Below are 21037 nucleotides of genomic sequence, written 5' to 3' on the forward strand. Positions count from 1 at the left end.
GTGGTTCACGCGGCCGGCACCGCAGGGCAGGCACCCAGCGTAGTCGTGGCGAGCATCAGGGGACCGAGCGCGGCCCAGGCGTCGCCGTAGTACGTCGGTGCCGCGGCGGCGGCCGTGTCCGCGGCCGCCAGCGCCGCGCGCGCGGCGGCGGGGTCGCCCGACGCGGCGTCGGCCCCGGCACGGGCCACCAGCATCACCGGGCTGGTGAAGCGCGACAGCGGCTCGCCCGACAGCTCCAGCACGTCGACGTCCAGCTCGGGGCCCAGCCGGTCGGCGGCCCGTGCGGCGATGGCGCGGTCGTCCGGGTCGCACGACTCGGCGTGACGCGCCAGGACCCGCGCTGCGTCGTAGCCGAACTGCGGCCCTCCTCCGCTCGGGGAGCCGGTCGCCCGGACCGACCCGTCGGAGGACACCTCGGCCCAGTCCGGCGGCAGGCGACCACCGAACGTCAGGCCCTCCAGGGCCGCTCGCGAACCGGCGGTCAGCTCCTCCCACCGGGGGTCGTCGGAGGCCGCGTCGAGCAGACCGGTGGCGACGGGCGAGACGTAGCTGGGGTTGAAGACGTACGGCGAGCCCTGGGTGGCCCACGGTCCGGCGACCAGGACGAGGCCCGCCGGGGTGCGGACGGTCTCGTGGTCGAGCACCGCTGTGCCCAGCCTCAGCCCCGCCTCGGTGTAGTCGGCCTCGTCGAAGGTCCGGCCCGCGGTCACGAGGGCTCGTGCGGCGTCGAGGTCGGCGTCGGCGGCCGGGGACGCGTCGACCACCGCTCCGTCGGCCCACCGCCAGCTGAGCAGGCCCTCGGCGGTCATCAGCTCCTCGCGCGTCCAGTCCCACACCCGGTCGAACGTGTCGCGATCGCCGGTGGCGACCGCGAGCAGCATGGCGTAGGCCTGGCCCTCACTGACGGTGTCGCCGCCCTGGTCGGTGCGCGCGACCCGGCCGTCCGGCTCGACGTAGGTCTCCAGGAAGGCCCGGGCGTCGACGTCGGCGCGTGGTCCCTCCGGCCCCCTCTCGTTGCCGGTGGGGCGCAGGACGAGGACGAGCGTCGTGGCGACGAGGGCGACCACGAGCGCCGTGGCGCAGCAGAGACCGAGCAGGCGCAGGGTCCGTCGCCGCCCGGTGCGCGGGGGCTCCGCTGGTGCGACCCCGCCGTCCATCAGGCGCGCTCGGTGGCGAAGACGATGAGGTTGTCCTGGTAGCCGCCCGCGTCGGCGACGTAGGCGCCGTCGCAGGTGATCAGCCGCAGCTGCGCGTCGGGGGTCTGGCCGTAGACGGCGCGGGTGGGGAAGGCGTCCTTGGGGGCGGTGGCGAGCCGGTCGACGGTGAAGCTGGTGGTGGTGCCGTCGTCGCCCAGCACCTCGACCAGGTCGCCGGGACGCAGCGCCTCGAGCCCGGTGAACACCGCGGGCCCGGTGGGGGAGTCGACGTGCCCCGCGATCACCGCGGGGCCGGTCTCGCCGGGTCTCGGGCCGGCGGCGTACCAGCCCGCCACCTGCCAGCGCGGCGGGCGCTCCAGGGTGCCGTCGGCGACCACGGCGAGGTCGTCGAGCCGCGAGACGATCCCCAGGCGCGGCACCCGCACCTCCACCGGTCGCGCCGCCGTGGCCCCCTGCACCGGGATCGTCGAGGCACCCGACGACGGCGCGGAGGAGCCCGACGGGGCGGTCGGGGCGGCGGCAGCCGAGGGCACGGCCGCGGCCGGCGAGGACGCCGCCTGCGGGCCGTCCCCGGCCCGTACGGCGACCAGCGCCGAGACGCCCGCGACGACGAGCAGCGTCACCGCGGCGGCGCGGCGTGCGACGGGGCGGGTGCTCACAGGTCGGCCTCGGGGTCGGCGGTGCGGGGGGCGGGCTCCGGTCGGGGGACCGGCGGGGTCGGTCAGGCGGTGGCGCGTCCGCGGCGCAGCAGCACGAGGCCGCCCAGCGCGGCGAGGGCGGCCAGGACGCCCGCGGCGGGCGCGGTCAGGTCGGTCGGGGCGCCTGCGGCGGGGGCGAGGCCACCGGCGCCGGTGTCGACACCGCCGGAGGGCATGGTGGCCGCGCTGCCGCTGTCCTGGAGGGCCTTGATCTCGACGCCGCCGTCGGCCCCGTCGACGACGAGGAGGGTGTAGACGCCGCCGGCCTTCACCGCGACCCTGCCGGTGGTGGGCATGTCGGAGCCGGAGGCGACGTCGACCTGCCAGGTCTGCGCCGCGACGTTGGCGTAGGGGGTGGAGCCGCCGGTGGCGACGTCCTCGGCGATGACCGGGCCGCCGACGACGGCCGCGGAGACCGGGCCGTTGTCGCCGACGCCGGAGACCAGCCTGACCTTGGCCTGCCCGGCGGGCGGCGGGGTGAGGTCGTCGTCGATGACCTCGGTGCGCAGCGACTCGCCGCGGCCGGTGGCGACGACGGTGGCCGCCGAGCCGGGGTCGACCTCGACGAGCCGGGCCACCATCGGCTTGGCCGAGAGCGGCTGGCCGGCCTCGCGGAAGGCGATGCGGTAGCGGCCGGCCGGCAGGCGCTGGAAGTCGGAGACCTCGCCGTAGGGGACGTCGGTGAGGTTGAGCCGGCTGCCGTCGTCGAGGGGCAGCACCCGCACGTCGGCGTCGCCGGTGCCGGGGCTGAGGTGGCCCAGGCGGAGCCAGCCGGTGGTGGCGGGGGCCTGGGCGGCGGGGCCGTTGCCCGCCGTCGAGGGTGCGGCGGTGGCGCTCGGCGCCAGCGTGGTGGCCGCGACCGCGCCGAGGGCCAGCGTGGCCAGGACGGTCCGGGCCGGTGCGGTGCGGGAGGTGCGGGCGGTGCGGGGACGGCGGTGCGGGCTCACGGGTGCTCCTCGAGCGTTGGCTGACGGTCGTGCGGCGTCGAGACGTCGAGGAGTCGGTGCAGCTGGTCCCCCCGGCCCGGCCTGGCGGCGACCGCGCGCGCCCGGGTGAGGGTCCGCGGGGTGGTCGCCAGGCACCACGGTACGTGACATACCCCGTACTCGCGCCCTTCATGCCTGCCGGACGGCCGAGGGCCCGCCCCGTCGTGAGACGGAGGCGGGCCCTCGGGGGTGGAGCGGGGTGTGCGGGTGCTACTTGCTGGCCTTGCGGGCGCGGCTGGCGATCTTCGCGCGCTCGCCGGCGTCGAGGATCACCTTGCGGATGCGGACCATCTCGGGGGTCACCTCGACGCACTCGTCGTCGCGGCAGAACTCCAGGCTCTGCTCCAGCGACAGCTTCTTGGCCGGGATCAGCTTCTCGAAGTTGTCGGAGGTGGCGGAGCGGATGTTGGTCTGCTGCTTCTCCTTGGTGATGTTGACGTCCATGTCGTCGGCGCGGGAGTTCTCGCCGACGATCATGCCCTCGTAGACCTCGGTGGTCGGCTCGAGGAACATCACGCCGCGCTCCTGCAGCGAGGTCATGGCGTAGGCCGTCGCGGCGCCCTTGCGGTCGGCGACGAGCGAGCCGTTGTTGCGCGAGCGGATCTCGCCGGCCCACGGCTCGTAGCCCTCGGAGATGTGGTGGGCGATGCCGGTGCCGCGGGTGTCGGTGAGGAACTCGGTGCGGAAGCCGATCAGGCCGCGGGCCGGCACGAGGAACTCCATGCGGACCCAGCCGGTGCCGTGGTTCGTCATCTGCTCCATGCGGCCCTTGCGGGAGGCGAGCAGCTCGGTGATCGTGCCGAGGTACTCCTCCGGGGCGTCGATGGTCAGGCGCTCGACGGGCTCGTGGACCTTGCCGTCGACCTCCTTGGTGACCACCTGCGGCTTGCCGACCGTGAGCTCGAAGCCCTCGCGGCGCATCTGCTCGACGAGGATGGCCAGCGCCAGCTCGCCGCGGCCCTGCACCTCCCACGCGTCGGGGCGCTCGGTGGGCAGGACGCGCAGCGACACGTTGCCGATGAGCTCGGAGTCGAGGCGGTCCTTGACCAGGCGGGCGGTGACCTTGGCGCCCTTGACCCGCCCGACCAGCGGCGAGGTGTTGGTGCCGATGGTCATCGAGATGGCCGGCTCGTCGACGTGGATGAGCGGCAGCGCGACCGGGTTCTCGGGGTCGGCGAGGGTCTCGCCGATGGTGATGTCGGGGATGCCCGCGATGGCGACGATGTCGCCCGGCCCCGCGGACTCACCCGGCTTGCGCTCGAGGCCCTCGGTGACCAGCAGCTCGGTGATGCGGACGTTCTTGGTCTCGCCGTCGCGCTTCATCCAGGCGACGGTCTGGCCCTTCTTCAGGGTGCCCTCGTGCACGCGCACCAGGGCCAGGCGACCCAGGAACGGCGAGGAGTCGAGGTTGGTGACGTGGGCCTGGAGCGGCGCGCCCTCGGTGTAGGTCGGGGCGGGGATGGTCTCGAGGATCGTCTTGAAGAGCGGCTCGAGGTCGGGGGAGTCGGGCAGCTCGCCGTTGGCGGGCTGGTCGAGACCGGCGACGCCGGCGCGGCCCGAGGCGTAGACGACCGGGAAGTCGAGCGCGTCCTGGCTGTGGCTGTCGTCGAGGAGGTCCATGAAGAGCTCGTAGGTCTCGTCGACGACCTCGGCGATGCGGGCGTCGCCGCGGTCGGTCTTGTTGACGACCAGGATCACCGGCATGTCGGCGTTGAGCGCCTTGCGCAGCACGAAGCGGGTCTGCGGCAGCGGGCCCTCCGAGGCGTCGACCAGCAGCACGATGCCGTCGACCATGGACAGGCCGCGCTCGACCTCGCCGCCGAAGTCGGCGTGGCCCGGGGTGTCGATGATGTTGATCGTCATCGGCTTGCCGTCGGCCGCGGGGCCGGCGTAGTGGACCGCGGTGTTCTTCGCGAGGATCGTGATGCCCTTCTCGCGCTCCAGGTCACCGGAGTCCATGACGCGCTCGGCGACGCTCTCGGCCTGGTGGGCGGTGAAGGCGCCGGCCTGGCGCAGCATGGCGTCGACGAGGGTCGTCTTGCCGTGGTCGACGTGCGCGACGATGGCGACGTTGCGCAGGTCGTTGCGGGTGGTGTTTCCAGACATTCGGTGCGTCGTCACTTCCGGTGGGAGTCGAGGGGCCCCGATGGAGCCTCCTCGATTCTAGGGCCGCGAGGGGTCCCCGCCCCCATCGGCGGCGGGGGCTGTGAGGTGCGCGACGACGTCGGCGGGCTCCAGCCGGGCGTACGCCGCGGTCGCGGCGGCCATCGCCCCGTCGGCGGCGAAGCGGCCCTCGTGGCGCCCCGCGGCGTCGCTCCACGACCAGCCCCAGACCCCGCCGCCGCGGGCCACCTCGACCCGGGTGTCGCGCGTCGGCGCAGGGGACGGGGCCGGCTCCAGGCCCTGCTGCTCGCGCCACGTCGTGCCCAGCAGGGCCGCGAGCGTCGCGGCCAGGGCACGTCGCGCGGTCGGCCCCCCGGCCCCGGCCCGGGTGTCCGAGCCGGTGCCCGCCCGGCTGCTCGGCCGGGTGGCGACCGCGGCGACCGGGCGCTCGAGGCCGTCGGCGTCGAGGCGGGAGACCGCACCGCCCTGGCGGTCGCAGCGCACGACGTACGACGACCCGGCGGCGTCCTCGACCCGCGCGTGGCCCGGGCCGTGGGCGAGCACCGTCGCCCCGACGGCGGCCAGGGCCCCGACGACGTCGTCGTCGAGCAGCCGGGCGGTGCCGCCGCCCGCGCCGAGCGCCCGCTCCTCGGCCTCCCAGCGACGCCGCCACCCGTCGCCGGCGAGGTCGGCGAGGTCGGCGAGGTCGGGCAGTCGGCCCAGGGCGAGCTCCTCCAGCAGCAGCGACGCGTCGACGCCGGGCCACGGCTCGAGGCGGACCCGCGGGGGGTCGAGCTCGGCCACGGTGCGCTCGGGGTCGCGGAGCACCCGCGTGCCCGTGGTCGCGCTGTGCATCCCCAGCCAGTCGCCGCCGTGGCGCAGCAGCAGCACCACGTCGGCGCCGCCCGCGGCGACCGGCGGCACGACCGCGGGCACGACCTGGGGGAGCAGCGCCGCCAGCGTCGTCGCCGCCGGCACCTCCACGGTGTGCTCGGCAGCGGGCTCGCCCACTGCGGCGCCGTCCACCGGGTCGCCGACCACCGTCACCCGCACCGGGGCGCCCTCGCGACCCGCTGCCCCGCGACGTCCCCCGGTCCTGGGCTCGGTCCTGCCGCCGGTCCCGCCCGCCCTGCTCCTCGCTGCCACCGCCCCATCGTCGCCCACGACACCCCACGACACCCAGCACCCCACGGCGTCCGTGACGCACCCGGTCCCGTGATCGCCCCGCCTAGGCTGGCGCCATGCCGAACATCGCCACCACCGACCGGGTCGACCGCGAGCAGCTGCTCGACTTCGTGCGCACCCGCCACCACCTGACGCTGATGACGACCAAGTCCGACGGCCGGCCGCAGATCTCGCCGGTCACCGGGGGCGTCGACGCCGAGGGCCGCATCGTCATCTCGACCTACCCCTCGCGCGCCAAGGCCACCAACCTGCGCCGCAACCCCGCCGCGACGGTGCTGGTGCACTCCGACGACTGGGACGGGCCGTGGGTGCAGGTCGACGGCACCGCCGAGGTGCTCGACATGCCCAGCCAGGAGGCCGAGGACGGCCTGGTGGAGTACTTCCGCTGCATCGCCGGCGAGCACTCCGACTGGGAGGAGTACCGGGAGGCGATGCGCCGTCAGGGCAAGTCGCTGCTGCGCATCACCGTGACGGGCTGGGGCCCGGTCGCCACCGGCGGCTTCCCGCCCGACCGCGTGCCCTCCTGACCCGCTCCGCGGAGCCGGCGCGGGCCCGCGCTCAGGACGCCGGCGCGGGCTCGGGCCCGAAGTCCTGCTGCTCGCACTCCGCGACGCCACGGCACCAGCGCAGCGCGCGGTAGCGCCGCTCCAGCTCCTCACGCACCGCGGCGTACGCCGGGTCGCGCACCTGGCCGTCGGGCCCGACGAGGTTGCCCTCCTGGAAGGGGTCGAGCTCGCGGTCGTAGAGCTCCTCGGCGCCGTCCCACCACCGCACCCACGTGAAGCGGGGCGTGCGGACCCCGCGGAAGGACCAGCCGAAGGCCCGCAGCGCGCGGCGCTCGGAGGTGCCGGCCTGGATGAGGCTGGTGGCGCCCAGTGAGCCGCCCCGCAGCGCGGGCAGGAGCGACTCGCCGTCGGTGTGCCCGGCGGAGCGCACGGCGCCGAGCACCCCGGCCAAGTCGAGGAAGGTGGGGGCCAGGTCGACGACGGTGGCCGTCTCCGTGCTCGTCGTGCCGCCCGGCACGCCCGGGCCGCGCAGCACGAAGGGGACCTGGAGGTCCTCCTCGTAGGGGTAGTTCTTGCCGTAGATGCGGTGCTGGCCGGTGAGGAAGCCGTTGTCGGAGACGTAGACGACCACGGTGTCGTCGAGCTCCCCGGCGCGGTCGAGGGCCTCGATGACGGCCGCGTTGGCCTCGTCGACGGCCTGGAGGCTGCGCAGCCGGTCGCGGTACCACTCGGTGCGCACCGGCACCCCGTCGCGGCCGCGGCGCACGGCGGGGGGCTTGTCGGAGGTGTCGGGCTCGTCGAAGGACGGGTCGTCGGCGCTGGGCAGCCCGACGTCGGAGAAGAGGCCGCGGTGGCGCTCGGCCGGCACGGGCGGGCCCCACGTGCCGTCGCTCTCGGTGGCGTCGTGGGGGCCCACGTGGGAGGCCCAGACGAAGAACGGCCGGTCGCCGGCCGACCACCGCTCGACCAGGTCGACGGCCTGGTCGCGCACGACGTCGGCGACGTAGCCGTCGTAGGTGCGCGGGCGCCCGTCGTCGTAGAAGCGCGTGCCGTAGTAGCGGTAGGTGTCGGCGATCGTCGGGCTCCAGTAGTCCCAGCCGCGCATCCGGCGCGAGCCCGTGGTGTAGGAGTTCAGCGTCTTGCCGACGAACCCGGTGCGGTAGCCGGCGTCGTGCAGCCAGGCCGCGAGGTTCTGCTCGGTGTTGTGGCGGGCGAAGGCCTGGTAGCCGCCGTAGGCCCCGCGGTTGTGGCGCACGCCGTTGTTCTGGGCGTACTCCCCGGTGAGGATCTCCGCGCGCGCCGGGCAGCACAGCGGGTGGGGGCTGATCGCGTCGGTGAACTCCGTGCCCGCCTCGGCGAGCAGCCTCCGCGTCAGCGGCATGTGCTCCAGCTCGGTGTCGGTCTGGTCGTCGGAGCTGAGCAGGACGATGTTGGGGCGGGTGCCCCGGGCGTCGGCGACGTCGGTGACCGCGGAGCCCGTGGCCGGGTCGCCGTCGGCGCGCTCCGGGGCCGCACGGCACGACACCAGCCCGCCCACCACGAGCAGCCCGGCGAGCGCCCCGGCGAGCGGTCGGGCGAGCGCCTGGCGGCGGCTCGGGGCACCGGGAGGTGTGCTCACGTCGGACTCCGTGGGGGCGGGGGCGGGCAGGTACGGGACGAAGGGACCAGCTGGCCGGCAAGTAAACCCGGACCCACCCCCGCTGCGGGAATCCTCCTGCCCGCGCTGGGCGACGGGTGCCTGCCGACGTGGGCCGGGCGACGTGGGCCTTGTCACTGTCGGTGGCCTGGGCTTCGCTGGGGCCATGACTCTCGGGCCCCCCTCCGCCCCCCGGCCGCTCGCCGGTCGTCGCTGCGGCTTCGTGCCGCCCTACCTGCTGCGCCGGCTCGGCTGGGAGCAGACGTTGTCGCTCGATGCCGGCTTCCGCGCGGCGCGCCCGGGCCCGGCGTCGGCGCCGCCGCTCGCCGCGCGCGCCACCGCGGCCTGGACCGTGCACGACGCCGGGGCCACGACGACCCTCCCGGGCCGTCCGGTGCGGCGCGCGGGCGAGGGCGCGACCGGCGACCCCGCGGTCGACGAGGCCGCCACGGGCATCGCGGCCTCGCTGGCGCTCTTCACCGACGTCTACGGCCGCGACTCCTACGACGACGCCGGCGCGCCGGTGAGCCTCACCGTCCACTACGGCCGCGACTACGCCAACGCCTTCTGGGACGGCACGCAGCTGGTCTTCGGCGACGGCGACGGCGAGGTCTTCGGTCGCTTCACCGCCGCGGTCGACGTGCTCGCCCACGAGCTGGCCCACGCGGTCACCGAGCGCAGCGCGGGGCTGGTCTACCAGGGCCAGTCGGGCGCCCTCAACGAGTCGGTCTCCGACGTCTTCGCCGCCTGCCTCGCGCAGCGCCTGCTCGGTCAGTCGCCGCAGGAGGCCGACTGGCTGATCGGGGCCGACATCTTCCTGCCCGGGGTGGCCGCGCGCGGCCTGCGCGACATGCGCGCGCCCGGCACGGCCTACGACGACCCGCGCCTGGGCACCGACCCCCAACCCGGCCACCTCGACGACTACGTCGAGACCAGCGAGGACAACGGCGGGGTCCACCTCAACTCCGGCATCCCCAACCGCGCCTTCCAGCTCGCCGCGGTCGCGGTCGGCGGGTCGAGCGCCGAGGGCGCCGGCGCGATCTGGTACGCCGCGCTCACCGGCGGCCGGGTCGGTCCGCGCACCGACTTCGCCGGCTTCGCGGCCGCGACGGTCGCGGCGGCCGGGGTGCACGCCGACGCCGTCGGCGCGGCGTGGGAGGAGGTCGGGGTGACCCCGCGGGCCGGTGGCAGCCGCGCGGGGGAGGACGGCGCGGTCGGTCGCGGCGCCGACCCGGGCCGTCGGCTGACGGTGCGGCGCACGGGCGGCTTCGCCGGCCTGCGCGCCGAGGCCGACCTCGACCTCGACGCCGACGACGACCCGCGCGCGGCCGAGGCCCGCTCGCTGCTCGAGCGCGTCGACCTCGCGGCGGCCGCCGCGCGCGCGGAGGAGCCGGGCGGCGCCGACCGCTTCGTCTACGACGTCGACGTGGCCGGCACGCACGTGCGGGTGCCCGAGCAGGCCCTCGGCGCCGACCTCGCGCGGCTGGTGGAGGTCGTGCTGCGGCCCCCGGGCGACCCGGCCTGAGGGCCGCCCGGCCGGATCAGCCCAGGGCGCGGTCGAGGGCGGCCTCGACGTGCAGCGTGGTGCTGGGGAAGACCGGGAGCTCGGAGTCGGCCTGGCGCACGAGCAGCTCCAGCTCGGTGCAGCCGAGCACGACGCCGCCGGCGCCGGCGTCCCAGAGCTGGGAGATCAGGTCGACCACGAAGCGCCGCGAGGAGTCCTCGACGCGCCCGTGGACGAGCTCCTCGTAGATGATCCGGTTCAGCTCGGCGTGGTGCTCGGTGGCGGGCACGTGCACGGTCAGCCCGTCGTCGGCGAGGCGGTCGGTGAAGAAGCTGCGCTCCATGGTGAAGGTCGTGCCCAGGAAGCCCACCTCGGAGACCTTGCGCGCCAGGCAGGCCTCGGCCACGACGTCGGCGAGGTGCAGCAGCGGCACGTCGACCGCGGCGGCGACCTCGTCGGCGACGCGGTGGAAGGTCGTGGTGCACAGCAGCAGCACGTCGGCCCCGGCCCGCTCCAGGCCTTGGGCGGCGGCCACCAGCACCGCGGCGACCTCGTCCCAGCGCTCCTGGGCCTGCAGCGTCGTGAGCTCGGCGAAGTCGAGGGAGGAGAGCACGACCCTGGCTGAGGACAGGCCGCCCAGGCGCTGGGCCACGCCCAGGTTGAGCGCCTTGTAGTAGGCCGCGCTGCTCTCCCAGCTCATGCCGCCGACGAGTCCGATGGTCTGCATGCGGGTCAGTGTGACAGCCGCGTCAGCAGCGCGGCAGCCGACGCTGCACCTCGCCGGTGTCAGCCGACGCGGTGGACCTTGTGCTGCGCGGCCTGCGCGCGGGGTCGGATGACCAGCTGGTCGATGTTGACGTGCGCCGGTCGGGTCACCATCCACACGATGGCGTCGGCGACGTCGTCGGCGACCAGGGGGTCGGGGACCCCGGCGTACACCGCGTCGGCCTTCTCCTGGTCGCCGTCGAAGCGGACCAGGGAGAACTCGTCGGTGCGGACCATGCCGGGCGCGATCTCGCACACCCGCACCGGCTGGTCGAAGAGCTCCAGGCGCAGGGTCTCGGTCACGACCTGGGTGCCGTGCTTGGCGGCGGTGTAGCCGGCACCGCCCTCGTAGGCCACCCGCCCGGCGGTGGAGCCGACGTTGAGGATCACCCCCGCGCCGCTGGCCAGCAGGGCCGGCAGCAGGGCACGGGTGACCTGCATGAGGCCGATGACGTTGACCTCGTACATCCGGCGCCACTCCTCGGCGTCGGCCTGGGCCACGGGGGCGGAGCCGAAGGCCCCGCCGGCGTTGTTGACCAGCACGTCGAGGCGCCCGCCGACGAGCTCGGCCAGCCCGGCGACCGACGCCTCGTCGGTGACGTCGCAGACCGCGGCCACCCCGTCGATCTCAGCGGCGAGCTCCTCGACCCGCTCGGCGCGCCGGGCCGCGCAGACCACGCGGTAGCCCGCGGCGGCGAGCTGGCGCGCGGTGGCCGCGCCGATCCCGCTGCTGGCGCCGGTGACCACGGCGAGCGGACGGTCGGCAAGGCCCGACCCGGGGTCGGTGGTCGGCGAGGTCGCGGGGGTGGAGGGGGCGCTCATGGCTCCATCCTGCCGCGTGGCGCCAGGTGTCCACGACCCGGTCGCCGGGTCGGGAATCCCCGGGCGGGCCGCAGGGTTCTTGTCCGGTGGACCACTCTGGTCCGTGGGCCTCCGCGCGCCGCGGGAGCCCGCAGGTCGGCGCAGGGGCGCCGGCGACGACGCGAGGAAGGGTGGCGCAGCGTGGGAGAGCTCCGCCGGCTGGCCATGATCAGCCTGCACACCTCGCCGCTCGACCAGCCGGGCACCGGCGATGCGGGCGGCATGAACGTCTACGTCATCGAGCTGGCCCGCCGCCTGGCCGCGCGTGGCGTCGAGGTCGACATCTTCACCCGCGCCACGCGGTCCACGCTGCCGCCCGTCGTCGAGGCCGGCGACGGCCTCGTCGTGCGCCACATCCACGCCGGTCCCTTCGAGGGGCTGACCAAGGAGGAGCTGCCGGCGCAGCTGTGCGTCTTCGCCCGCGAGGTGCTGCGGGCCGAGGCCGCCCAGCCCTCGGGGCACTACGACGCCGTGCACTCCCACTACTGGCTCTCCGGCCAGGTCGGCGCCCTGGCCCGCGACCGCTGGGGCGTGCCGCTGGTGCACTCGATGCACACCATGGCCAAGGTGAAGAACGACGCGCTCGCCGTCGGCGACCACCCCGAGCCCGCCGCCCGCGTCATCGGCGAGGAGCAGGTGGTCGAGGCCGCCGACATGCTGGTCGCCAACACCGACCTCGAGGCCAAGCAGCTGATCAACCTCTACGACGCCGACCCCGGCCGCGTGGAGGTCGTCCACCCCGGCGTCGACCTCGATCTCTTCCGCCCCCTCGACCGCGCCCGCACCCGCGACGACCTCGGCCTGGCCCGCGACGCCCACGTGCTGCTGTTCGCCGGGCGGATCCAGCCGCTCAAGGCACCCGACGTGCTGCTGCGCGCCGTCGCGGTGATGCTCCAGCGCGACCCGTCCCTGCGCCACCGGCTGGTGGTGCCGGTCGTCGGCGGGCCCTCGGGCAGCGGTCTGGACCGCCCCGAGGCCCTGGCGACCCTGGCCCGCGACCTTGGCCTGGTCGGGTCGCCCGGCCGCCCCGACGTGGTGCGCTTCGTGCCGCCGGTCGCCCAGGCCGACCTGGCCCGGTGGTACGCCGCCGCCTCGGTGGTCGCGGTGCCGTCGTACAACGAGTCCTTCGGGCTGGTGGCCGCCGAGGCCCAGGCGGCCGGCACCCCGGTCGTCGCCGCGGCGGTCGGCGGGCTGACCACGGTGGTCGACGACGGTCGCAGCGGTCTGCTGGTCGACGGGCACGACCCGCGGGCCTGGGCCGACGCGCTGGCCCGGGTGGTCGGCGACGAGGCCCTCCACGCGCGACTCGAGGCCGGCGCCGTGGCCCAGGCACGCCGCTTCTCGTGGGAGGCCACCGCCGCCCAGGTGCTCGCGGTCTACGAGCGCGCGCGCACCCGCATGCGAGAGTCGGTGTCATGACCACACGCGACGCGGCCGCCGCGACCGTCCGGGCCTGGCTGAGCAGCAACGACATCGAGATGGAGGAGTCGGCCGAGGGCGTCTTCTCCTTCTCGCTGCCCGGCGAGAAGAAGCTCCAGACCCCCGTGCGCCTCGACATCGGCGCCCACGCCCTGGGGGTGCACGCCTTCGTGTGCCGCAACCCCGACGAGAACCACGAGCGCGTCTGGCGCTGGCTGCTGGAGAAGAACCTGCGCATGTACGCCGTGTCCTTCGCCGTGGACCGGCTCGGCGACATCTACCTCGACGGCCGTCTCCCGCTGCGCTCGGTCGACGAGACCGAGCTCGACCGGCTGCTCGGCTCGGTGCTGACCTACGCCGACGAGTCCTTCAACGCCATCCTCGAGCTCGGCTTCGCCTCCTCCATCCGCAAGGAGTGGGAGTGGCGCAAGCTGCGCGGGGAGTCGACCGCCAACCTCGAGGCCTTCCGCGGCTGGCTGGAGAGCGACCACGAGCCGGTCTCGGAGAACTGAGACCGGCCGGCTAGGCCTCGAGCAGCGACTGAGCGCCCCCGCCGGCCCGCCAGCGGTCCAGCCACGCGGCGACCTCGCCGGGCGGCAGCGGCGCAGCCACCAGGAAGCCCTGAAGCCGGTCGCAGCCGAGGTCGCGCAGGCGGGGCACCACGCCGGGGTCCTCCACCCCCTCGGCCACGACGGCGAGGTCGAGGGCGTGGGCGGCGCCCACGGTGGCGGCCACGAGCCGTGCCGCGGCCGGGTCGGTCGCGACGGCACGTGTCAGGGCCGGGTCGAGCTTGAGCTCGCGCACACCTGCGTAGCCGGCCAGCGGGGCCAGCGAGGCCGCTCCGGCGCCGAACTCGTGGATGCTCACCCCGACCCCGAGGGCGTCGAGGGCGGCGAACAGCGCCTGCACCGCCGGGCGCGGGTGGGGCGCCGGCTCGGCGATCTCGAGCAGCAGGCACCCCGGCGGGGCCGACGCAGCGGCCAGGAGCGACGCGACGTCGTCGACGAAGCCGTCGACGAGCAGGTCGCGTGCCGCGACGTTGACCGACACCGTGGGTGCGTCGGGGGCCAGGCCGGTGGGCGGGTCGGCGGGCCGGGCGGCGGCCGCCAGCGCCGCGTGGTCGGTGAGGGCCCGGGCCACGGCGTGCAGCGTGAGCGCCGTGAGGGCGCCCTCGGCCCGCGCCACCGGCAGGACGTCGCGGGGCAGGAGCAGCCCGCGACGGGGGTGGCTCCAGCGCAGCAGCGCCTCGTAGCCGTTCACGGTGCCGTCCCACCCGACCTGTGGCTGGTGGTGCAGGCCCAGGGCCCCGGAGCCGTCGCGGCGCTCGAGGGCCGCGCGCAGGTCGGGGCCGAGCGTGGGGTCCGCGGCGGCCTCCTCGCGCGCAGGCGCGCCCGGGCGGGCCTTGTCGGCGTACATCGCCCGGTCGGCCACGCGCATCAGCTCGACGAGGTCGTGTCCGTCGCGGCCCTCGAGAGCGACGCCGACCGAGGCACCGACCCGCAGTCCCACCCCGTCGACCCGCACGGGCGGGGCGAGGGACCGGCGCACCGCACCGGCCAGCGAGGAGCCGTCGTCGCCGGGCGGAAGGGCGGCGGAGAGCACGAGGAACTCGTCGCCCCCGAGGCGCGCGACCAGGGCCCCGGGCCGCGCCGCGCGCTCGAGCCGGGCCGCGACCTCGACCAGCACGGCGTCGCCGGCGGCGTGCCCGAGCGTGTCGTTGACGTGCTTGAAGTGGTCGAGGTCGACGATCAGGACGGCCCGGCGGGTCGGGTCGCCGTGCCGTTCCCCGGTCAGGAGACGCCGGGCGCGCCGCTCCAGCCGCGCGCGGTCGGCCAGCCCGGTCAGCGCGTCGGTGCCCGCGCGGCCGACCCGACGGGTCACGGCCCCGCGACCGTGCGCTGCGCCCGGGGCTGTGGCCGGCGCCGGGCCACCGCGACGCCGACGAGGGCCAGCGCGCCGCCGGCGTAGGCGATGGTCGGCGGGGTCTCGTCGAGCAGCAGCAGGCCGAGCACGATGGTGATCGGCGGCACGAGGTAGGTGGTGACACCGAGGTTGCCCGCGCTCATCCGCGACAGCGCGTAGGCGTAGGTGGTGAAGGCGATGGCCGTGGGGAAGGCGCCCAGGTAGACCACCCAGGCCACCGACGAGGCCGGCGCGGCCACGGTCTCGGCGACCAGCCGGCCCGCGAAGGGCAGGCAGGCGACCGCCCCGATCGTGCAGGCCAGCCACGTCACCTGCACCGCGGGCAGTCGCGCCACCAGGGGCTTCTGCAGCACGAGGCTCACGGCGTAGACGACCGCGGCCAGCAGGCAGAGGAGGACCCCGAGCAGGTCGCGCTCGCCGCTCTCCGAGGTCGACAGCCCGATGAGGGCGACGCCGCCGAAGGCCAGGGCCAGTCCGAGCCCGAGGTAGGGCGTGAACCGCTCGTCCAGGAAGAGCGCGGCCAGGAGCGCGATGAGCACCGGCGACACCTGGATGAGCATGGCCGCCGTGCCGGCGTCGACCCGCTGCTCGCCCTCGTTGAGCGCCACGTTGTAGACGCCGAACCACAGCACCCCGATCACGACCAGCGACACCCACTGCCGTGGCGTCGCCCGCGGCAGGCCCCGGGCCAGCGCGAAGGGCGCCAGGACGAGCGAGCCCACCACCAGCCGCCCCAGCGACAGAGCGCCGGGGGAGAAGTCGGCCCCGAGGTGACGGATCGCCACGAAGGCCGAGGCCCACAGCACCAGGGTCACCCCGACCGCGGCGACCGGTAGCCACGCGGCGGGGGCCGGGCCGGCGTCGGAGGTCGGGGAGGTGGTCGCCGGGGCCGAGGGACGGGTGGTCACGCGACCACCCTAGGGACGTGTGCCCGGCCCGGTCGCGCGGGTTTCGGACCGCGCGGTCGGGGCCGCGCGCACCGCGGCGTCAGAGGTCGAGCTTGTAGCCCAGGCCCCGCACGGTGACGAGGTACCGCGGCTCGCCCGGGTCGGGCTCGAGCTTGGCCCGCAGCCGCTTCACGTGCACGTCGAGGGTCTTGGTGTCGCCGACGTAGTCCGAGCCCCAGACCCGGTCGATCAGCTGACCGCGGGTCAGCACCCGCCCGGGGTTGCGCAGGAACATCTCCAGCAGCTCGAACTCCTTGAGCGGCAGCCGCTGCTCCTCGCCGTCGACGGTCACGACGTGGCGCTCCACGTCCATCCGCACCGGTCCGGCCTCGAGGGTGGCCGGGGCGAGGTCGGGCTCGGTGCCGCGGCGCAGCACGGCCCGGATGCGGGCGACCAGCTCGCGGGGGGAGTAGGGCTTGGTGACGTAGTCGTCGGCCCCGAGCTCCAGCCCGACGACCTTGTCGACCTCGTCGTCCTTGGCGCTCACCATGATCACCGGCACGTGGGAGGTCTGCCGGATCTGCCGGCACACCTCGGTGCCCGGGAGCCCCGGGAGCATCAGGTCGAGCAGCACGATGTCGGCGCCGTTGCGCTCGAACTCCGTGAGCGCGGCGTTGCCGTCGGCGGCGATGGCCACCTCGAAGCCCTCCTTGCGCAGCATGTACGCGAGGGCGTCGCTGTAGCTCTCCTCGTCCTCGACCACCAGTACCCGTGTCACGGGCTCTCCTCCTGCATCTGTCGTTCGTGCGCGTGGTGCTGGGGCAGCGTGAGGGTGAAGGTCGAGCCCTGACCCTCCGCCGACCAGACCCGGACCTCGCCGCCGTGGGTGGCGGCGACGTGCTTGACGATGGACAGCCCCAGTCCGGTGCCGCCCGTCGAGCGGTGTCGTGCGGGATCGACGCGGTAGAACCGCTCGAAGATCCGGTCGAGCTCCCCGGCGGGGATGCCGATGCCCTGGTCGACCACCGAGATCTCCACCGTGCTGTCGTCGGCCTTGGTGGTGACCAGCACGGTGGAGTCGGGCTCGCTGTAGGACACCGCGTTGGCCACGAGGTTGGACACCGCGGCCATCACCTGGCCCTCGTTGCCGAAGACCTCGAGGCCCTCGGTGCCGTGGACGATCACCGAGATCCGCTTGTCCTCGGCGTCGATCTTGCTGGTGTCGACCGCGACCTGCACGACCTCGTCGAGGTCGACGGCCACCGGCGCGTCGAGCGGGGCGTCGGCCTGGAGCCGGGAGAGCTCGATGATCTGCTGCACCAGCTTGGAGAGCCGGTCGCTCTCGGTGAGCATGCGGTCGGCGAAGCGCTCGACGGCCTCGGGGTCGTCGGAGGCCTCGTGGACGGCCTCGGCCAGCAGGCGCAGCGCGCCGACAGGGGTCTTGAGCTCGTGGCTGACGTTGGCCACGAAGTCGCGTCGCACGGCCTCGACGCGCCGCTCGCGGGTGCGGTCCTCGACGAGGGCCAGGACCAGCCGCGAGCCCAGCGGCGCGACGCGTGCGGTCACGTTGCGCACCGGCACGCCCTCGCGGGTCATGAGGATCTCGGTCTCGCGGATCTGGCCGTCGCGGCGCACCTGGCGCACCATCTCGGCCAGCTCGTCGGCGAGCAGCCGGGTGCCCCGCACCAGCCCCAGCGCGTAGGCCGGGGCCGACGCCTTGAGCACGGTGTCGTCGTCGTCGACCACCACCGCGCTGCTGCGCAGCACCGACAGCACGGTGGCCACCCCGGGCGGCACCACGGGCGTCTCGACCGGGCGCGCGGCGTACTGCTGACGGTCGCTGACGTGCCACGCGAGCACGGCGCCGCCGGCGACGACGGCCCCGATGATCGCGGCCAGGAAGGCCTGCGTCGTCGGGTCCACGTGCGGAATGGTACGCAGGCCCCGGACCCGCCCTCACCGCGGAGCGGCCGGCTTCGCGATGTTCACCGCACGTTCACCCCTCCTCGCACGCCGGACACCTAGGCTCTCTACGTTTGCCTCCATGCGCGACGCCTTCCACGACCAGCTCGAGTCCGTCCTCGGTGACCTCGCCGGCATCTGCCGCGACGTCGAGACCGCCGTCAGGCTCGCCACCGAGGCGCTGCTGAGCGGCGACGCGGCCGTCGCCGAGCAGGTGATCAGCGCCGACGTCGAGATCGACCGGGCCCGCGAGCGGGTCGAGGACCAGGCCTTCGCGCTGCTCTCGCTGCAGGCGCCGGTCGCCGGCGACCTGCGCGTGGTCATCGCCGCGCTGCGCATGGTCAGCGAGCTCGAGCGCATGGGCGACCTGTCGGTGCACGTCGCCAAGATCGCCCGGCTGCGCGTGCCCAACGTCGCCGTGCCCCAGGCCATCCACCCCACCATCGCCCGCATGGCCGAGGTCGCCGAGGACATGGTCAAGCGCGTCGGCCAGATCATCCTCAGCCAGGACGTCACCGCCGCCATCGAGCTGGGCCGCGACGACGAGGTCATGGACCAGCTGCGCCGCAGCAGCTTCGCGCAGCTGCTCTCCGACGACTGGACCGAGGGCGTCGAGGCCGCGGTCGACGTGGCCCTGCTGGGTCGCTACTACGAGCGCATCGCCGACCACGCCGTGTCGATCGCCAACCGGATCGTCTTCGTCGTCACCGGCGAGCACCCGCGGGCCCTGCAGGCCTGAGGGCGCCGGCCCCGCTGGTCGGGGTCGCTCAGCGGCCCTGGTTGGCGACCGCGGCGGCGGCGGCCGCCGCGGCGTCGGGGTCGAGGTACTCCCCGCCCGGCACGGTGGGGCGCAGGTCGTCGTCGAGGCGGTAGACGAGCGGCATGCCGGTGGGGATGTTGAGCCCGGCGATGTCGTCGTCGGAGATGCCGTCGAGGTGCTTGACGATCGCGCGCAGGCTGTTGCCGTGGGCGGCGACGAGCACGACCTTGCCGGAGCGCAGGTCGGGCAACACGTCGGACTCCCAGTAGGGCAGCATCCGGGCGATGACGTCCTTGAGGCACTCGGTGGCCGGCATCGCGTCGCCGAGGTCGGCGTAGCGGGGGTCGCCGACCTGCGACCACGGGTCGTCGTCGGCGATCGGCGGCGGAGGCACGTCGAAGGAGCGGCGCCAGAGCATGAACTGCTCCTCGCCGTACTCCTCGAGGGTCTGCTTCTTGTCCTTGCCCTGGAGGGCGCCGTAGTGGCGCTCGTTGAGCCGCCAGGACCGCTTCACCGGGATCCAGTGGCGGTCGGCGGCGTCGAGCGCGAGGGCCGAGGTGTTGATGGCGCGGCGCAGCAGGGAGGTGTGGACCACGTCGGGCAGCAGGCCCGACTCCTTGATCAGCTCCCCGCCGCGGGCGGCCTCGGCGCGTCCCTTCTCGGTGAGGGCGACGTCGACCCAGCCGGTGAAGAGGTTCTTGGCGTTCCACTCGCTCTCGCCGTGGCGGAGCAGCACGAGGGTGTGGGTCGTGTCGGTCATCGTCACTCCGTGGGGGTCGACTCGGTCTCGACGGGCTCGTCGGGGGCGGTGCCCTCGTTGCCGCCGGGGCCCTCGACCTCGCCCTGGGGCTCGGTCTCGGGGCCGTACTCGACCACGGCCTCGGGGAACTCGCAGTCGTAGGACTCCTCGACGCTCCCGGCGGCCTCCCCGCTGCGGGTCTCGCCGGTGTCGGCGACGTCGAAGCCCTCGTACTCGTCGCAGGCCGCGACGACCGGCACGCCCAGGTCGACGGTCTCGCCGCTCTCGAGCGTGAAGGTCATGGGCAGCACGTCGCCGGCGATGAAGTCGCCGGTGACGCCGATGGCGGGGTCGACGTCGACGAGGTTGACGAAGCCCAGCGGCGCGATCTCGACGGGGTCGAACGAGGCCACCTCGATGGGCAGCTCGCTGGCGTCGTCGGGGCTGGTGCGCGCGTCGACAGCGGTGAGCGTGATCGGCTCCAGCGGGTCGTCGTTGTTCAGGCCCACGACGAGGGTGCCGGCTCCCGGGGCGGCCGAGACGACCGTGGCCCCGAGCACCTTGAAGCTGCCGTCGACGAAGTTGGTGCCTGCGGCCGGCGTGTAGGGCCGGTCGGTGCCGAGGTTGAAGCCGCACGAGGTCAGCGTGGGCGCGACGAGCGCGAGCGCGCCCACGGCGAGCGTGAGCCTGCGGGGGAGGTGCATGAGGTGGCCTTCTCAGGTCGTCGTGGCGCGTGTGTGGCGCCAGCCTAGCGGGCGCCGACGGGGCTCAGGCGCGCAGCCCGACGGCGGTGCCGGCCACGACCATCCCGGCGACCACGAGAGCGAGGTAGAGGCCCACGAGGAGCAGCAGCCGGGCGGCGCCGAGCCGGAGCCCCAGGCGCAGCGGCAGGTAGGTCCAGCCGTCCTCGTTGTCGGCCACGAGGCCCCACACGGCGCGCAGCACGTGGACCCCGACGCCCAGCAGTGCCGCGAGGACCACCATGACCACGGTGGGCGCGGAGCCGGCGTCCTCGCCGTTCCACCCGCCGTAGGAGAGGAAGACGGGGTAGAGGGCGAAGGCCGCCGCCCAGGGCACGAACGACAGCACGCCGCTGCGCAGGACGACGTTGCCGACCAGCCCCAGCGCGACCGAGACCAGGTACGCCGACCCCGCGGTGACGCCGTGCGAGACCGACAGCGGCACGAGCAGCAGCACCCCGCAGGCCAGCGCGAACCACGCCGTGCCCGGCTCGAGGCGCCCGTCGGCGAGCGGCTTGCCCTTCGCGGCGTGGGCGGCGTCGCGCCCGCGGTCGACCAGGTCGTTGTGCCAGCCGAGGACGGCCTGCCCCACCAGGACGGTGGCGAGCACCAGGCCCAGCTCGCGCGTCGGTCGGTCGGCCAGGGCCGAGGCCAGGCCCATCAGCGCCGCCGTGAGCACCGCCTGGCGCGGGTGGGCGGCGCGCAGCAGGAGCATCGGCGTGAGGTCGCGCAGCCGGGTCAGGGCACCCCCGCGCGCCGCGGCGTCGGACGGAGGGGCGGGGGTCGGGGAGGCGGGGGTCGGTGAGGTGGTCGCGGGAGCCGCGGCGGTGAGGGTGCCGCCGGCTCGCGCCCCGGGACCCGTGACGTCGCGGGACGCTGCGGTCGCCGGAGCGGGCGCCGGAGCAGGTGCCGGAGCGGGCGAGGGCGCGGAGGCGGGAGCCGGGGTGCTGGTCTCGTGCTGCTCGCCGCTGCTGCGGCGTCGTCGCCACGGGGTCGGTCTGGCCATGGGGGGAGTATCGGCCACGGCCGGTCGGATCCGCGCAGAACCAGCCCGCGGGTCGCGGTCGGCGCCCGGGTCCGAGGAGGCTCGCGACGGGCGCGCCGGCGGCACGGACGAGGGTCTCGAAGGGTGTGCCGGCGGGGGTCCCGGAGTCGTCCGCATCACACGTCTCGATATCTGTCAAGCCCCGAAGGGGCCTCTGACCT

General features: G+C 75.2%; 20 protein-coding genes. 5 read left to right on the forward strand and 15 right to left on the reverse strand.

From position 1 onward, the window contains the following. Positions 1-5: 5 nt before the first annotated feature. The 5 genes from ASF47_RS08090 to ASF47_RS08110 all read right to left on the reverse strand — a co-directional run bounded on the left by ASF47_RS08090 (position 6) and on the right by ASF47_RS08110 (position 5970). Positions 6-1157: a glycosyl hydrolase family 8 gene (locus tag ASF47_RS08090; RefSeq protein ID WP_056863460.1), complete on the reverse strand. Its 1152-nt coding sequence runs from the start codon at positions 1155-1157 to the stop codon at positions 6-8. Then, entirely contained in the window at positions 1157-1816 is a 660-nt protein-coding gene (locus ASF47_RS08095) for a class F sortase (RefSeq protein ID WP_056863461.1), read from the reverse strand. Before ASF47_RS08095 ends, ASF47_RS08090 begins: the two co-directional genes overlap by 1 nt. A gap of 62 nt (positions 1817-1878) precedes the next feature. Next, positions 1879-2802 (reverse strand): DUF4397 domain-containing protein, encoded by a 924-nt coding sequence (locus ASF47_RS08100; RefSeq protein ID WP_056863462.1) that lies wholly within the window; start codon positions 2800-2802, stop codon positions 1879-1881. A gap of 249 nt (positions 2803-3051) precedes the next feature. Then, the gene (typA, locus tag ASF47_RS08105; RefSeq protein WP_056863463.1) at positions 3052-4947 is read right to left on the reverse strand and encodes a translational GTPase TypA; all 1896 of its coding nucleotides are present in this window, start codon (positions 4945-4947) and stop codon (positions 3052-3054) included. Positions 4948-5004: 57 nt separating this feature from the next. Beyond that, positions 5005-5970: a hypothetical protein gene (locus ASF47_RS08110; RefSeq protein WP_156697807.1), complete on the reverse strand. Its 966-nt coding sequence runs from the start codon at positions 5968-5970 to the stop codon at positions 5005-5007. 215 nt (positions 5971-6185) lie between these two features. Between ASF47_RS08110 and ASF47_RS08115 the strand changes: the two genes are divergently transcribed. Then, positions 6186-6656, forward strand: a complete 471-nt coding sequence (locus ASF47_RS08115) for a PPOX class F420-dependent oxidoreductase (RefSeq protein ID WP_056863465.1) — start codon at positions 6186-6188, stop codon at positions 6654-6656. A 31-nt stretch (positions 6657-6687) separates the two neighbouring features. On the opposite strand, the gene ASF47_RS08120 is transcribed toward ASF47_RS08115, so the two are convergent. Continuing rightward, complete coding sequence (locus ASF47_RS08120; protein ID WP_056863466.1) at positions 6688-8253, reverse strand: sulfatase family protein; 1566 nt, start codon at positions 8251-8253, stop codon at positions 6688-6690. A 184-nt stretch (positions 8254-8437) separates the two neighbouring features. Here ASF47_RS08120 and ASF47_RS08125 point away from each other — a divergent pair, with 184 nt between their 5' ends. Next, complete coding sequence (locus tag ASF47_RS08125; RefSeq protein WP_056863467.1) at positions 8438-9796, forward strand: protealysin inhibitor emfourin; 1359 nt, start codon at positions 8438-8440, stop codon at positions 9794-9796. 16 nt (positions 9797-9812) lie between these two features. Here the strand turns inward: ASF47_RS08125 and ASF47_RS08130 are convergent, their stop codons facing one another. Next, on the reverse strand, positions 9813-10502 hold the full coding sequence (locus ASF47_RS08130) for an aspartate/glutamate racemase family protein (RefSeq protein ID WP_056863468.1): 690 nt from the start codon (positions 10500-10502) through the stop codon (positions 9813-9815). A gap of 59 nt (positions 10503-10561) precedes the next feature. Beyond that, entirely contained in the window at positions 10562-11362 is an 801-nt protein-coding gene (locus ASF47_RS08135) for an SDR family NAD(P)-dependent oxidoreductase (protein ID WP_082500117.1), read from the reverse strand. Positions 11363-11542: 180 nt separating this feature from the next. Here ASF47_RS08135 and mshA point away from each other — a divergent pair, with 180 nt between their 5' ends. Continuing rightward, the gene (gene mshA, locus ASF47_RS08140) at positions 11543-12820 is read left to right on the forward strand and encodes a D-inositol-3-phosphate glycosyltransferase (protein ID WP_442937559.1); all 1278 of its coding nucleotides are present in this window, start codon (positions 11543-11545) and stop codon (positions 12818-12820) included. Then, the gene (locus ASF47_RS08145) at positions 12817-13332 is read left to right on the forward strand and encodes a YbjN domain-containing protein (protein ID WP_056863469.1); all 516 of its coding nucleotides are present in this window, start codon (positions 12817-12819) and stop codon (positions 13330-13332) included. Before mshA ends, ASF47_RS08145 begins: the two co-directional genes overlap by 4 nt. A 10-nt stretch (positions 13333-13342) precedes the next feature. Here ASF47_RS08145 and ASF47_RS08150 read toward each other — a convergent pair whose 3' ends face one another. From ASF47_RS08150 to ASF47_RS08165, 4 genes are all read right to left on the reverse strand, one after another. Further along, positions 13343-14701 (reverse strand): EAL domain-containing protein, encoded by a 1359-nt coding sequence (locus tag ASF47_RS08150; RefSeq protein WP_056863470.1) that lies wholly within the window; start codon positions 14699-14701, stop codon positions 13343-13345. After that, on the reverse strand, positions 14698-15651 hold the full coding sequence (locus ASF47_RS08155) for a DMT family transporter (RefSeq protein ID WP_082500118.1): 954 nt from the start codon (positions 15649-15651) through the stop codon (positions 14698-14700). The genes ASF47_RS08150 and ASF47_RS08155 overlap by 4 nt, the downstream gene beginning before the upstream one ends. A 79-nt stretch (positions 15652-15730) precedes the next feature. Next, on the reverse strand, positions 15731-16408 hold the full coding sequence (locus tag ASF47_RS08160) for a response regulator transcription factor (RefSeq protein WP_056863471.1): 678 nt from the start codon (positions 16406-16408) through the stop codon (positions 15731-15733). Further along, positions 16405-17553 carry a sensor histidine kinase gene (locus ASF47_RS08165; RefSeq protein ID WP_056863472.1) on the reverse strand — a complete coding sequence of 383 codons (1149 nt, stop codon included), beginning with the start codon at positions 17551-17553 and terminating at the stop codon, positions 16405-16407. Before ASF47_RS08165 ends, ASF47_RS08160 begins: the two co-directional genes overlap by 4 nt. Positions 17554-17674: 121 nt before the next feature. Here ASF47_RS08165 and phoU point away from each other — a divergent pair, with 121 nt between their 5' ends. Continuing rightward, a complete protein-coding gene (gene phoU / locus ASF47_RS08170) occupies positions 17675-18331 on the forward strand; it encodes a phosphate signaling complex protein PhoU (protein ID WP_056863473.1) in 657 nt (218 codons plus the stop codon). Positions 18332-18359: 28 nt separating this feature from the next. On the opposite strand, the gene ASF47_RS08175 is transcribed toward phoU, so the two are convergent. The 3 genes from ASF47_RS08175 to ASF47_RS08185 all read right to left on the reverse strand — a co-directional run bounded on the left by ASF47_RS08175 (position 18360) and on the right by ASF47_RS08185 (position 20837). Continuing rightward, positions 18360-19112, reverse strand: a complete 753-nt coding sequence (locus ASF47_RS08175) for a phosphoglyceromutase (RefSeq protein ID WP_056863474.1) — start codon at positions 19110-19112, stop codon at positions 18360-18362. A gap of 2 nt (positions 19113-19114) precedes the next feature. Continuing rightward, entirely contained in the window at positions 19115-19795 is a 681-nt protein-coding gene (locus ASF47_RS08180; RefSeq protein WP_056863475.1) for a hypothetical protein, read from the reverse strand. Positions 19796-19859: 64 nt separating this feature from the next. Continuing rightward, on the reverse strand, positions 19860-20837 hold the full coding sequence (locus tag ASF47_RS08185) for a UbiA family prenyltransferase (RefSeq protein WP_056863476.1): 978 nt from the start codon (positions 20835-20837) through the stop codon (positions 19860-19862). Positions 20838-21037 lie beyond the last annotated feature (200 nt).

The organism is Nocardioides sp. Leaf285, assembly GCF_001422955.1.
Taxonomy (GTDB): domain Bacteria; phylum Actinomycetota; class Actinomycetes; order Propionibacteriales; family Nocardioidaceae; genus Nocardioides; species Nocardioides kribbensis.

Excerpts from the sequence above, each read along its gene's own strand:
- ASF47_RS08090 (WP_056863460.1), bottom strand. The coding sequence starts at position 1,157 with ATGGACGGCGGGGTCGCACCAGCGGAGCCCCCGCGCACCGGGCGGCGA.
- typA (WP_056863463.1), bottom strand. The coding sequence starts at position 4,947 with ATGTCTGGAAACACCACCCGCAACGACCTGCGCAACGTCGCCATCGTC.
- ASF47_RS08115 (WP_056863465.1), top strand. The coding sequence starts at position 6,186 with ATGCCGAACATCGCCACCACCGACCGGGTCGACCGCGAGCAGCTGCTC.
- ASF47_RS08125 (WP_056863467.1), top strand. The coding sequence starts at position 8,438 with ATGACTCTCGGGCCCCCCTCCGCCCCCCGGCCGCTCGCCGGTCGTCGC.
- ASF47_RS08130 (WP_056863468.1), bottom strand. The coding sequence starts at position 10,502 with ATGCAGACCATCGGACTCGTCGGCGGCATGAGCTGGGAGAGCAGCGCG.
- ASF47_RS08135 (WP_082500117.1), bottom strand. The coding sequence starts at position 11,362 with ATGAGCGCCCCCTCCACCCCCGCGACCTCGCCGACCACCGACCCCGGG.
- ASF47_RS08145 (WP_056863469.1), top strand. The coding sequence starts at position 12,817 with ATGACCACACGCGACGCGGCCGCCGCGACCGTCCGGGCCTGGCTGAGC.
- phoU (WP_056863473.1), top strand. The coding sequence starts at position 17,675 with ATGCGCGACGCCTTCCACGACCAGCTCGAGTCCGTCCTCGGTGACCTC.
- ASF47_RS08175 (WP_056863474.1), bottom strand. The coding sequence starts at position 19,112 with ATGACCGACACGACCCACACCCTCGTGCTGCTCCGCCACGGCGAGAGC.
- ASF47_RS08180 (WP_056863475.1), bottom strand. The coding sequence starts at position 19,795 with ATGCACCTCCCCCGCAGGCTCACGCTCGCCGTGGGCGCGCTCGCGCTC.
- ASF47_RS08185 (WP_056863476.1), bottom strand. The coding sequence starts at position 20,837 with ATGGCCAGACCGACCCCGTGGCGACGACGCCGCAGCAGCGGCGAGCAG.